Source organism: Winogradskyella sediminis (genome assembly GCF_003387355.1).
Taxonomy (GTDB): Bacteria; Bacteroidota; Bacteroidia; order Flavobacteriales; family Flavobacteriaceae; genus Winogradskyella; species Winogradskyella sediminis.
Window position 1 is genome coordinate 1,139,902 of sequence record NZ_QUNH01000001.1, and the last position, 13,847, is coordinate 1,153,748.

At 32.6% G+C, this 13,847-nt stretch carries 11 protein-coding genes; all 11 read left to right on the forward strand.

The window, feature by feature from the left end:
- Positions 1 to 4 precede the first annotated feature (4 nt).
- The 11 genes from C8N41_RS04930 (at position 5) to C8N41_RS04980 (ending at position 13,847) form a co-directional block, all read left to right on the forward strand.
- The gene (locus C8N41_RS04930) at positions 5 to 718 is read left to right on the forward strand and encodes a LytR/AlgR family response regulator transcription factor (protein WP_115838410.1); all 714 of its coding nucleotides are present in this window, start codon (positions 5 to 7) and stop codon (positions 716 to 718) included.
- 574 nt (positions 719 to 1,292) lie between these two features.
- Positions 1,293 to 1,679, forward strand: coding sequence for a response regulator (locus tag C8N41_RS04935; protein WP_092445176.1), 387 nt, complete (start codon positions 1,293 to 1,295; stop codon positions 1,677 to 1,679).
- 37 nt (positions 1,680 to 1,716) lie between these two features.
- Positions 1,717 to 2,898 (forward strand): sugar transferase, encoded by a 1,182-nt coding sequence (locus C8N41_RS17120; RefSeq protein WP_115838411.1) that lies wholly within the window; start codon positions 1,717 to 1,719, stop codon positions 2,896 to 2,898.
- A 226-nt stretch (positions 2,899 to 3,124) separates the two neighbouring features.
- Positions 3,125 to 3,859: a TolC family protein gene (locus C8N41_RS04945; RefSeq protein ID WP_092445174.1), complete on the forward strand. Its 735-nt coding sequence runs from the start codon at positions 3,125 to 3,127 to the stop codon at positions 3,857 to 3,859.
- An 18-nt stretch (positions 3,860 to 3,877) separates the two neighbouring features.
- Positions 3,878 to 6,196, forward strand: coding sequence for a GumC family protein (locus tag C8N41_RS04950; protein ID WP_115838412.1), 2,319 nt, complete (start codon positions 3,878 to 3,880; stop codon positions 6,194 to 6,196).
- A 3-nt stretch (positions 6,197 to 6,199) separates the two neighbouring features.
- A complete protein-coding gene (locus tag C8N41_RS04955) occupies positions 6,200 to 7,570 on the forward strand; it encodes a lipopolysaccharide biosynthesis protein (RefSeq protein ID WP_115838413.1) in 1,371 nt (456 codons plus the stop codon).
- A 226-nt stretch (positions 7,571 to 7,796) separates the two neighbouring features.
- Positions 7,797 to 9,272, forward strand: coding sequence for an O-antigen ligase family protein (locus C8N41_RS04960; RefSeq protein WP_211318181.1), 1,476 nt, complete (start codon positions 7,797 to 7,799; stop codon positions 9,270 to 9,272).
- 3 nt (positions 9,273 to 9,275) lie between these two features.
- On the forward strand, positions 9,276 to 10,241 hold the full coding sequence (locus C8N41_RS04965) for a phosphoribosyltransferase family protein (protein WP_115838414.1): 966 nt from the start codon (positions 9,276 to 9,278) through the stop codon (positions 10,239 to 10,241).
- A 28-nt stretch (positions 10,242 to 10,269) separates the two neighbouring features.
- A complete protein-coding gene (locus tag C8N41_RS04970; RefSeq protein ID WP_115838415.1) occupies positions 10,270 to 11,481 on the forward strand; it encodes a glycosyltransferase in 1,212 nt (403 codons plus the stop codon).
- A 3-nt stretch (positions 11,482 to 11,484) separates the two neighbouring features.
- Positions 11,485 to 12,648, forward strand: a complete 1,164-nt coding sequence (locus tag C8N41_RS04975; protein ID WP_092445163.1) for a glycosyltransferase family 4 protein — start codon at positions 11,485 to 11,487, stop codon at positions 12,646 to 12,648.
- Positions 12,645 to 13,847: a glycosyltransferase gene (locus C8N41_RS04980; RefSeq protein ID WP_115838416.1), complete on the forward strand. Its 1,203-nt coding sequence runs from the start codon at positions 12,645 to 12,647 to the stop codon at positions 13,845 to 13,847. Before C8N41_RS04975 ends, C8N41_RS04980 begins: the two co-directional genes overlap by 4 nt.

A 13,847-nucleotide genomic window follows, 5' to 3' on the forward strand; every position in this document is an offset into this window, starting at 1 on the left:
TGTTATGAATTGTATAATTATCGATGACGAGGCAACAGCAAGAGCGATCATTAGTCAGTTGTGTACTAATGAATCTTCTTTAAATGTGCTAGAGGAATTTCCTAATGCAATTCAAGCTATAAAATACCTCAATCAACATGAGGTAGATCTTATCTTTTTAGATATTCATATGCCAGATTTTACCGGTTTCGATTTTATTGAAACCATAAAAAATCCTCCTAAAATAATACTAACAACCTCCGATCCAAATTTCGCAATTCAAGCTTTTGAGTACGATTGCATTGTAGACTACCTCGTTAAACCTATTATTCCTGAGCGCTTTTTAAAAGCTATTATTAAAGCACAGGCTATTCCAAATAAAGTTAAAGACGACATTGGGGCTTCAGATGAGGTAGAGACAAGTTCTGGGAATGATCTGTATATAAACATTGATAGAAGGTTGATTAAAATAGATATACCTACTATTTATTTAATAGAAGCTAAGGGAGATTATATTCAAATAAAAACAGAAACGAAGAACTACACGGTACATTCTACCATGAAAAAAATTGAAGATAAATTACCAGATAGTATTTTCTTAAAGATTCATCGTTCTTATATTATTAACGTCGAAAAGATTATTGACATCGAAGACAATAGTGTGCTAATTAAAAAAGATGTCATTCCTGTTAGTAGATCTAACAGACCAAAATTAATGAAACGACTAAATTTGTTGTAAAACCATTCGTCGATACATTACTTACACTCAAAGTGTTCTGCTTAGACCTTATCTAAATATTACAAACGCTATTAACATTTCCACTAATTTTGAATTAGAAATCAAGTGGTTATGATTTTTAAGGTTTGGTAGTTAAGAAAAAAGGACAAAGTTATTTTGTCCTTTTTATTACGTATTCAAAAAGAGCTTCATCACATTTATCATAATATTTTGTACTACCCTACATTTAGTACAACCCTAGCTAATAGCTAATTTGGAAAAGGCAGAAACATTCGTTTTTGCCTTTTTGTTTTTAAATACACTCATTGTAAGCTATTTCTGTGTTTTCTTAATAATAGGTAAATGCTTCAAAACATCTAAAAACAAGACACCAATTATTTTAAGTCATTGGTCTACACTAAATGTTAGTCTATCGAAATTTAAGCTAAAAACACATAACGCACGGCTAAGTTTGTACCAGAGAAAAATAAAAACTCTAACCGATTATAATTAAAGTTCTTAAAAAAGAATATTTCAAATTAACAGTTATAAAATTTTAAGCCCCTAACTACAAATACATTTTAATTTAAATATTATGAAGAAAAAAATACTAGCTATAGATGATGAGCTAACAATGACAACCTTGTTAGAATTCTTTTTAGGTAACAATTACGATGTAGTTACTGTCAATTCTGGTAAAGAAGCTTTAAAATGGTTAGATGGTAATTTACCAGACTTAATTATTAGCGATATTCAAATGAGTGATCTCGATGGTTTTGAGTTTTTAAAACAGTTTAGGTTAAGAGGCTATACAAAGCATACACCTGTAATAATGCTGTCGGGTAGAGCAGAAAGTAAAGAACGTGTAAAATGCTATAAACTCGGTGCACAAGATTATCTTACAAAACCATTTAATCCTGAAGAATTAGATGAAGTAGTGAAAAAAAACTTGTACCCAATACATTATGCTAACGCCTGGTAGAAGTAAAGCTTTTACGTAGATATAATTCCCAGAAAACATGAAAACACTCTACATAGGAAAAAATAAGAATGAGGTACAATGGAGTGTCGAAAACACCGAAATCTCAGTCTTGTATTCCAACAATGGTCTAGAAGCCATTAATATACTAAAAACCCAAAAGGATATAGGCGCTATAATTTGTGAATACAATCTGTCGGGAAATAATGGATTGTTTTTGCATCAACAACTTAAGGAAGAATATAATCTATCTTCCATACCTTTTGTGTTGTTATTAGAAGAGCATAGTCCTAAAATTTATAGCGAAGCTTTTAAAGCTGGCGTCAATGATTACTTTGTAATGAAATCTACTTCAATCGAGCAGATTATTTTAAGAACGAGACAATTAGCTCACCAAAATAAAGAAACCGCAGTGCCTCATAGTACAAGTAAACCTGCGACATACAAATTTCCAATATCTAAGCGTATTTTTGATATAACAATAGCATCCTTTATTTTGTTAATGCTTTCCCCTTTGTTACTAATTATCATTATTGCCATTCGTATAGAGTCCAAAGGCAAAGTCTATTACATTGCAAAACGAGTAGGCAGAAAAACATTTGATTTTTACAAACTTAGATCTATGCATAATGGTTCTGATAAGTTACTAAAGCAGTTGGCTAAAGAAAAGAATCAGTACAGTAAAACTCCAGATACAACTAAAACCGAAACATCATCTTGTCCTAGATGTAATGCATTGCCAAAAGGTGAATTTTGTTCACCAGTTAAATACGCAGAAGAAAACAAAGTTTGTGATTATTGGTATATGGAACTCAAAAAGCAAGACCAATCTAATAACTCTAGCTTTATTAAAATAGTAGATGACCCAAGAATCACTAAAGTGGGAAAAATTATTAGAAATACAAGTATTGATGAATTACCTCAACTCATTAATGTTATAAAAGGAGATATGTCTTTAGTAGGTAACAGACCGCTTCCCGTTTACGAAGCCGAGTTACTAACCCAAGATCAAATGTCTAAGCGTTTTTTAGCGCCAGCTGGTATTACAGGTTTGTGGCAAGTGGAATTAAGAGGTAAAGGAGGTGATATGTCTGAAGAAGAGCGTATTGCATTAGATAATAGATATGCGGATTATTTTACAGGAAATAATTATTCACTTTGGTTCGATTTAAAAATTCTATTAAGAACCGTGCCTGCATTATTTCAAAAAAGTACAGTTTAGTTTTATATATTTTTGGTTGAGAGAGCTGCTATTTCATATGAATGAGATAGTAGCTTTTTTTTTTTTAAGGAACAATCTTTAACGGAATAACATAGCTTAATCATTGTACCCATTCAACTCATCTACACTAACTGTCCATCCATCGAAATATAGCCGAATTCGCTCTAAGCTCCATGTAGTTTTGTACGAGTAATATAAGTATAATCGAGACCATTTGTCCCAAGCTATGACACAAACAATAAAAATAATACTAACATCGGTACTTTTTGTATTTGCTAGTTCTTGCTTATTAGCGCAAGATTCTATAGCAAGTACCATAGAAGAAGAATCTCTAAAGTTAATGGTGCCTAAATTAGAAGTCTTAATGGATTCGGCTTTAGTTAATAATGGTATGTTAGCATATAGAAAGGATGAGATTGAAGTAAAAAAGGCCAACTTAAAAGCTAAGCGTCGTAATTGGACTAGAAATTTTGGAATTCAAGCAGATACCAGATATGGTAATTATAACAACTTTTCAAATAGTGTTAGCGAAGCGGAAACAGTAACCTTAACTAGTGCAACCACACAAACAACCTATGCCGTAGGACTATATCTTAAAATTCCAGTCTTCGATATATTTAATCGTAAGTCTGAAATGAAACAAGCCAAATTCGAAATCTCTCAAGCAGAAAATTTTGTAAAATTTCAAGAATATGAAATCAGAGAAAAAGTAATTCGGTATTACGAAGATTTACTTCTTAAAGAAAATATTTTAAAAATTCAAGCTATCAACTTAAGCGATGCAAGGGTTAATATGGAAATGGCTAAAAAAGAATTCACTAATGGCCAAATAGAAATGTACGAATACATTAGAATTTCTGACATTACAGCAGGTGTGGCTACAGAATTTGAAAAAGCAAAATCTAATTTATTGCTTGCAAAAAAATTATTAGAAAATTACACAGGGATTAAAATCAACTAAGCCTTAAGACGTATCATAATGAAACCACTAGACTTTATAAAACTAATACTTAAACACAAGGTAATTTTAATTGTTGTACCACTCTTGTTTGGGGTTTTGGCTTTGGTACTTACGGCTAACCCAAAAAGAAATTACTACTCAGAAACGGTATTATATACTGGTATAGCTTCGGGTTCATCTATAGAAATGGATAAATCTTTTAACTATTTGGCTGCTAACAATGCCTTCGATAATCTTATAAATATATTAAAGTCTAGAGATACACAAGAAGAAGTGGCTGTTAGATTGTTGAGTCAGCACATATTACTAGATCAGCCTAATCATAAATTTATATCTGAAAATGCTTTTGAAGAACTACAAGACATTCTTCCAGAAAATTTAAAATTGGATTTGGCTAAAGCTGTAGACTTAAATCAAGATGCAGCATCTCAATATGAAGCTACCGTTGCATATTTAATAGAATTGATGAACAGCGATAATTCAAACTTTGTCTATTCTTTGTTAAGTTACGACCATCCGCATTATTCCTTAGAAGCGATATCTAAAGTTAAGGTAGAACGCATCTCTTCGAGTGATCTTGTAAAATTAACCTACGAAATTGATGATCCTGGTATTTGTCAGCAAACCCTTAAGATTTATACGGAAGTCTGTAAGCAAAAGTATAAAGATTTAAAAGAGAGCGGATCGGATACGGTTGTAAAATATTTTGAAGCGCAACTTTCAGAATCTGAAAAAAAATTAAAGGCCATTGAACAAAAATTATTAAAGTTTAATCAGGAAAATAATATCATTAATTATTACGAACAAAGTAAAGCCGTAGCTATTGTAAAAGAAGATATGGGTGTGGCCTACAAAAAAGGTATGGCGCAGTTAGCAGGTTCAGAGGCGTCAGCACAACGATTACAAAAGAAATTGGCCATTCAAGAAGCCATACAGCAGAAGAACAATGCCATTGTAAATAGTAAAAAGGAATTGGGAGATCTTAATTACAAAATTGGTATGTACAGTGCCAAAGCTGGAGATGATGAAGCGTCAAAGCAAAAATTAGAGACATTAAATAAGCAGGCTAAAGTACTTCAAGAAAAAATAAAGTCTAATGTTGATGAATTGTATACGTTTCAGAATTCAACAGATGGTGTTCCTATTAAAAAAGTGCTTCCAGATTGGGTAGATAAAGAGGTTGAAACAGAAGATTTAAAAGCGAAACTCTCTGTGATGAATGCTCAAAGTCAGGCCATAGATGAGCAGTTTGCGGCCTATGCACCTGCAGGAGCTAATTTAAAACGTATAGAACGAGAGATTAACGTAGCAGAGCAGGAGTATTTAGAAATATTACATGGACTTAATTTGGCAAAACTGAAATTCCAAGATGCTCAATTGTCTAGTAATTTAACAGCTGTAGATCCTCCCTTTTTTCCACTTAAGCCCATACCCTCTAAACGTAAAATTATTGTAATAGCATTGGTATTAGTCACAGGAATTATAATTCTTGCCGCGATCTTATTTATGGAATTTTTTGATGATACTTTAAAAAATCAAAAAAATGCAGAGCAAAAGCTTAATCTACCTGCATTGGGAATGCTTCCTAAATTGTTTGTGGCTAAACCACATTTAGATATGGTTAAAATTCAAGAGCGTTTAATGGATTTTATAATGCAAAATTTTTATCAAACATTTAAAGATAAAACCAAATCTCCAAAAATTATTACAGTGTTTAGTACTCGGAAGTATGAAGGTAAAAGTGTAATTACAACTAATATTGCTAAGCGTATAAAGGCATCTGGTCATTCGGTTAAGGTTATCAATCATTCAAACGAAAAGCTATCCATTGCAAAACCTCCTAAATATACATGGTTATATAAGTTTTTTGGATATCAGAATCCTACCATAGATTATAAACATCCTTTTCTTACCGCTGTTACGGATAATAGTTTAGAGGCTGAAGAGTATCAAACCTATTCGGTTGGTGCAGATTACAGAGATATTAAATCGGTTAATGACCTCGGTATAGATATTAATGAAAGTGAAAATACACCTGATTATATCTTAATCGAATTGCCAAGTATGTTAGAGTGCAATTATCCTGCAGAATTATTGACAAAATCAGATTTAGCATTAATGGTGTGTCGCTCAAATAGATTGTGGTCTAATGCAGATAATACAATGCTAGATCAGGTAAAATCATTATTGGGAGGTAAGGTTAAATTTATCATTAACGGTGTCGATCTAAAAGAAGTAGAGAATGTAATAGGCGAATTACCTAAAGAGCGATCTGCAACTAGAGTGCGATTAAAAAACATGTTTCGCTTTCAGTTTTATACTAGTAACCATATTTAAAACATGAAAAAACTGCTCCATAAAATTATTAAAGAGGATAATTTCTTGTCCTTATCAGGAAATCTAATTATTGCGTTTTTAGGGTTTTGTGGTTTTGCCTTGCTTGCAAGGAGTTTAGAAACAGAAGAATTTGCACAATGGGTTTTATTTATTTCCGGAGGTTCACTTGTAGAAATGTTGCGCTACGGTATTACAAACAACGGATTGGTAAGATTTTTATCTGGTGCTGCGGCAGAGCGTAGAGACCAATTTATAGGTGCTAATGTTATTATTAGTGTTTTAGCAACCATAGTTATAGCTCTTATATTAATAGCGTTTAAACAAATTTTTAGTAGTACTATAGCGAATTCATCATACGCGCTATTTTTTAATTGGTATCCTATTTTGGCATTTGTTAATCTTCCATTTAATAACGCTTTAGTTGTACAACAGGCAAAAATGAAGTATGACAAAATTTTAATAATTAAAGCAATTAATAGCGGTTTGTTTTTCTCTTTCTTAGTTATGAATACGTTTTATTTAAAACGATCGATATTAGATGTCATCCTTGTGTTTATAGGCATTAATGCATTTACTTCACTGATTTGCATATTAAAATCTTGGGATGGCATAACATTGTTTAGAAGAGCTAATAAAAGCACCTTTAAAACCCTATTAAACTTTGGTAAATACAGCACATTTACTTTAATAGGAACAAACTTATTACGTAATGCAGATATTTTTATCATTAGTATTAGTCCGTTTGGAGATGTCGCAGTAGCTTTGTTTAGTATTCCATTAAAGCTTACCGAAATTCAACAAATTCCTTTAAGAAGTTTTACTGCTACCGCATTTCCTAAAATGTCTAAGGCCAGTTTAGAAATGAAGACTGAAAAAGTGAAGGCTTTGTTTGAAGTCTATTCCGGTGCACTAACTTATATGTTTTTTGCACTATCATTAATCACTTTTGTTTTTGCAAAAGAATTTGTAATTCTCATATCTGGTTATCAATATTTAGAATCATCGGTTATGGGTATAGATATTGTTTCCATTGTTAGAATTTTATCTGTTTATGGTGTTTTGCTGCCTATTGATAGGATGACGGGAATAGGGCTAGATAGCATTAATAAGCCACAAATAAATGCGTTAAAGGTATTAATTATGTTATCGGCTAACATTATTGGAGATTTTATAGCCATCTATATTTTTAAGTCTATTGAAATGGTTGCGGTGTCTACGCTAGTGTTTACAAGCTTAGGGATAGTTGTAGGCTTCCATTTTCTCAATAAAAATTTCAGCATTTCCTTGTTAGAAATTTTTAAGCAAGGTAATTCCTTTTACAAATCGTTATGGTTACAATTTAAGGCCTTTAGAAGTAAGCAAGCTACTATATAGTTATAGAATATGAATCTACTTTAGGTGTTTCATTATTTGTGTAACTTATTTCAATGGCCGAAAGTTACCGTACCAAATGTCTTTCTTATTAAAATTACTTAATCAATACCAGTTAACTATTCGTCTACATTAAAGGTTCATCCATCGAAATCTAACAGAATTCTCTCTAATTGAAAAGTATGTTTGTAGTGATAAACAGACTATTATAAAGTCTGATCTATTGACAATGAATGCTTTAAATAAACATATCAACCCATTTGAAACAAAATCTGGTTCTATGCGTATTACAAATCGTAATACCATAATTGCAGTAATTAGTTTATTATTAATTTCAGGTTTGGTCATTGTTAAAGCTCAGATTATAGGTTTAGCACTGTGTGTGGGATTATTAGCAATAATAGGTTTGGTGTATGTTGTTTTTAAGACGCCTAAATTTGGTATTTACTTACTTATTATTTTAGGTTTTTTTGTTACAGGTGCTTCTCGATATGTTGTAGCGCCTTGGGGATTAACCATTGATGCAATGTTAGTTTTAGTCTATGTTGCTCTCTTTTTTAAAGGGTTTGCGATACAAATTCCATGGTATAGAGCAAAATCTAGCTTAACAGTGGTGGTTACCTTGTGGATGGCTTACGTTTTTCTTCAATTAGGGAACCCAGAAGTATTGAGCAGAGAGGCTTGGTTTTATGCTATGAGAGGTGTTGGCTTATATCAATTCTTAGTAATTCCGTTACTATTTATGTTATTTAATAAGCAGAAAGATCTCAATAACTTTTTCATTATTTGGGGAGTGCTTTCTGTTATAGGAACGGTAAAGGGGTTACAGCAATTTTATTTTGGAGTAGATCCTTTTGAGCAGCGCTGGCTAGATCAAGGAGGTGCAGAAACTCATGTGCTTTTTGGTAAATTAAGAGTATTTTCATTTTACTCAGATGCTGGTCAGTATGGTGCTTCACAAGGCCATGCCGGAGTTGTGTTTGGTATTTTAGCCTTGTTTAGAAAATCGAGCTTAAAACTTAGATTGTTCTTTATCACTGTCGCTTTAGCTGGACTTCTAGGAATGATGATTTCTGGGACGAGAGGTGCTATTTCAGTTCCGGCTATTGGTGGTTTTATGTTTTTAATTCTTAGAAAAAATATCAAAATTCTTATTCTGGGAGCTGTCTTAGGTATTGGTGTCTATGTGTTTTTTGCGCATACCACTATAGGCCAGGGAAATGCAGAAATAAGGAGAATGCGAACCGCCTTTGATCCCAATGAAGCATCCTTGCAGGTACGATTGGCCAACCAAAGAAAGTTAAAAGGCTATTTGGCAACAAGACCATTTGGCGGAGGACTTGGTGCCACAGGAAATTGGGGGCAACGTTTTACACCACAAAGCTTTTTAGCCAATACGGCTACCGATAGTTGGTATGTAATGATCTGGGCAGATACAGGAGTGGTTGGATTGGTATATTACCTATTTATGCTATTCTTTATTCTTATTACAGGAGCACGTAACGTCATGTTTAAGATAAAAGATAAAAACCTTAAAATACAAATCACCGCGATTACCTGCGGTATGGCAGGTATTATGATGGCCTCTTATGGCAATGGTGTTTTTGGGCAAATGCCAACAGGAATACTTATGTACGTCACCATGGTGTTTATGTTTATAGCACCTCAATTAGATAAAAAAGCAATTACAGCAATAAAAAAATAAGTCATGAATTTTAGAAGTATCAGCGATTTAAACGAAACTATTTTACGACAACTTCACGTTATACCGAGACATTTTGATTTGGTTGTCGGTGTCCCAAGAAGTGGTATGATGCCAGCAAACCTTTTGTCCCTTTACCTCAATTTACCTTATACAGATATTCACTCATTTATTAAAGGTTTTGTGTATAAAGCCGGAGCGCGAAAACAATTTTTTGATGCTTCAGAATATAAAAATATTTTGGTGGTAGATGATAGTATTGCATCGGGTTCGGCATTAGCAGAATGTAAGGAGAGCTTAGCACATTTAAATCAAAAATTTAATTTTAGTTACTGTGTTGTTTATGCAACTCCAGAAAAAGCTAAGGCTGTAGATTTTGCATTAGAAAATGTAGCAACACCTCGCTATTTTCAATGGAATATCTTTAACCATTCTACATTAGATAAGGCTTGTTTTGATATTGACGGTGTGCTTTGTGTTGATCCTTCTAAAGAACAAAACGATGATGGTCCTAATTATAAATCGTTTTTACTTAATGCAGCACCATTATATATTCCAGGAAGTAAAATAGGCACTTTAGTGACTTCTAGGTTAGAAAAATATCGCGAAGAAACTGAAATCTGGTTAAAAAAACATGGCATTAAATACGACAAATTGGTGATGTTAGACTTGCCAGATATGAAAGCGAGACAAAAGGCTAATTGTCATGGTAGCCATAAAGCTAAAGAGTATAAAAATAGTACTTACAACTTATTTATTGAAAGCGATTTAAGACAAGCCATAGAGATCAATAAGCTGACTAAAAAACCTGTGTTCTGTACAGAAAACTTTAAAATGATTTATGACTCAGAATCTCTAACTTATAACATTAAAAGTGGAAAGTATTTACCATTTTTAAGAGAAACCGCACTTCAACTTAGAACAAAGCTTGGTAAGTTAAAACGTAAAGAGCTAAAGTTTAAGTCTCATTAATTATTCAATTTTTTTAAACCTTGTATCCATGGAAACTGTGAATCAAATAATAAGATATATTATCAATAGTTTTGAAGTTATTATACTCATTTACTTTGCTGTATCTAGTGTATACGTCTTACTTTTTGCTTTAGCTGGTCATGGCTACAAAAGACGAAAGGTTTTTACTAATCAAAATATAAATAGCATGGCTGTTTTTATTCCAGCCTATAAGGAAGATGCTGTGATTGTAAGTGTAGCAAAAACAGCATTAGAACAACATTATCCATCTGCTAATTTTGATGTGATAGTGATCGCAGACTCATTACAAGCAGAAACGCTTACTAATCTTAAAAAACTTCCTATTAAATTAGTAGAGGTAGATTTTGAAAATAGTACAAAGGCTAAAGCGTTAAATGCAGCAATTAATAGCTTATCTGAGAATTATGATTATGCCATCATTCTCGATGCAGATAATATAATGGAAGCCGAGTTTCTAAATAAAATGAATAATGCCTTTAATCATGGCTTTCAGGTAGTTCAGGCTCATAGAAAGGCGAAAAATTTAAATACATCTTTTGCTATTTTAGATGCTGCAAGCGAAGAAATTAACAACCATATTTTTAGAAAAGGTCATAGTGCTTTAGGATTGTCTTCGGGTTTAATTGGTTCTGGTATGGGCTTTGAGTACCGTTTGTTTCAATCAATTATGAAAACTGTAACAGCTGTTGGTGGTTTTGATAAAGAATTGGAATTTGAATTAGCAAAAAATAACATTACAATCGAATATCTTCAGGATACCGTAGTTTTAGATGAAAAAATTCAGCGATCGTCAGACTTTTCTAATCAAAGAAGACGTTGGTTAGCGACACAATTTATCTATTTTAAACGCAATTATAAATTAGGGTTTAAAGCACTTCTCAATGGAAATATGAATTTCTTTGATAAAGTGTTTCAGATGATGGTACCACCTAGAATTCTATTATTAGGTGTAACCACAATCATTACGCTCATTTACATATTAATCGATTTCGGATTTAAAGTAAATACCTTCATATCTAGCTATTACTGGATAATTACTTACGCATTATTAATCGCTACGTTTGTTTTAGCCTTGCCTAAATCATTTTACAATGCAAACACCTTAAAAGCTATGGCTTCAATGCCTTCTGCGTTCTTTAGGATGTTCCGTTTGCTTTTTAATTTAAAAGGTGCAAATTCAAAATTTATTCATACATCACACGGTGTCACAAAAAACTAGAGGATGAAAATTGGTATTGAAGCCCAGCGATTATATCGTCCGCATAAGCACGGAATGGATAGAGTAGCGTTAGAGTTGATTAAGAATTTGCAAGTCTTAGACAAAGAAAACGATTACGTTATTTTTGTGAAACCTGATACTGATAACACGGTAATTTCGGAAACTGAGAATTTTAAAATTGTTGAAGTAGAGGCCGCATCTTATCCTATTTGGGAACAGTTAAAACTTCCAAAAATGGTAAAAGCGCATCAATGCGATGTGCTTCATTGTACCAGTAATACCGCACCTTTATTTATAGATGTGCCATTGGTTACAACACTTCACGATATTATTTTTAAAGAAACAAGTGTTTTTTCGCAACTGATTAGTAGCGCTTCTTGGTATCAAAAATTCGGAAATTTTTACAGAAGATTAATCGTTAATAAAGTTGTAAAGCAAAGCGACGTGCTCATCACAGTTTCTAATTTTGAAAAAGAAAATATTAGCAATAGGTATCAGCTTCAAACATCAAAAATAAATACGGTTCATAACGGTGTAAATACAAATTTTGTATCCAGTTTTAACAGGTTTGAAATTGAACGGGTCAAACAAAACTATCAATTACCTCAAAATTTTTTATTACACCTTGCCAATACCGATCCTAGAAAGAATACAGCACGAGTGCTAAGGGCATTTTATAAATATATTGGCACTACTACAGATGATGTTAAACTTGTTTTGGTCGGACTGAATGAAGCTACTTTAAACACTCTATTAAAACAAATTGGTTTAGGTAAAGTACTTAAAGATAAAATAGTCCTTACAGGATATGTGTTAGATGAAGATTTACCCATTATATTTCATTTAGCTGAGGTTTTCTTGTTCCCTTCGTTGCGCGAAGGTTTCGGCATCCCTATTATTGAAGCTATGGCTTGTGGTGTTCCGGTAATTACTTCAAACACTTCGTCTATGCCAGAGGTGGCGGGCGATGCGGCATACTTAGTAAATCCTAAAAATGAAACAGAAATTTTTGAAGCTATTCTAAAAATACGTGTAGTCACAACCTTAAAAAAAGAGCTTATTAAAAAAGGACTTAAGCAGTACCAATTATTTACATGGGAAAATGCGGCAAAAAAAGTTTTAGAAATTTATAAGCAATTCGATAAAAAAAATAGTCAGTCGTTATGATACAAGATAGAGACATAATAGTCATTGGTATACAACCTTGGGATATTAAAATTGGCAGTAATTGTAAGAACATTGCTGCAGAGTTTGCTAAGCATAATCGTGTATTGTACGTTAATCCACCATTAGACAGAATTACCAAATACAAGCAAAAACAGGAAGAACATATTCAGAAACGATTAAAAATTGCGAAAGGTGAAGCACCTGATTTACAAAAAATAGAGCACAACTTATGGAATCTGTATCCAAAAACATTAATAGAATCAATCAATTGGATTAATAACGCATCTGTCTTTGATTTTTTTAATAAACGTAATACAAAACTGTTTGCGCAAGATATAAAAGCGGCTGCAACCCGTTTAGGCTTTAACAATGTTTTGTTGTTTAATGATAGTTCCATGTTCTTAGGGCTTTATTTAAAAAACTATTTAAATCCTGATGTCTACACATATTATGTTAGAGATAATTTAATAAAAGTTCCGTATTGGAAAAAACATGGAGAACGCATAGAACCTCAGGTCATTGCTCAGGCAGATGTTGTGGTTAATAATTCTGAATACTATGTAGATTATACTTCAAAATATAATGCCCATAGTTTTATGGTAGGTCAGGGTTGCGATGTCACTATGTTTAACGATGAAGATGGGGTTATAAAAATACCACAAGAGTTTGCAGCCATCAAGGGACCAGTTATTGGCTATGTTGGGTCGCTAACAACCTTGCGTTTAGATATTGAATTAATTACGTTTATAGCTCAACAACGACCAGATTGGAATATCGTTTTAGTAGGGCCTGAAGATGACAATTTTAAGGCTTCTAGTTTACATCAGTTATCTAATGTTTATTTTTTTGGGAACAAGCCGGCAGACCAATTAGCGTCATATATAAAAGGTTTTGATATTGCTATAAATCCTCAGGTTGTTAATGAAATTACTATAGGTAATTACCCCAGAAAAATAGATGAATATTTAGCCATGGGTAAACCTGTAGTTGCCACAACCACTAAGGCTATGCAAATGTTTAAAGATTACACCTATTTAGGTGAAACAAAGGAAGATTATGTGCAATTAATAGAAAAAGCACTATCTGAACATTCAGATATTAAAGCAAAACAACAAATTGATTTTGCAAATACGCATACTTGGAGCAATAGTGTTAACGCTATTTATAACGCTATGCAATCCTCATTAAAAAATAATTAG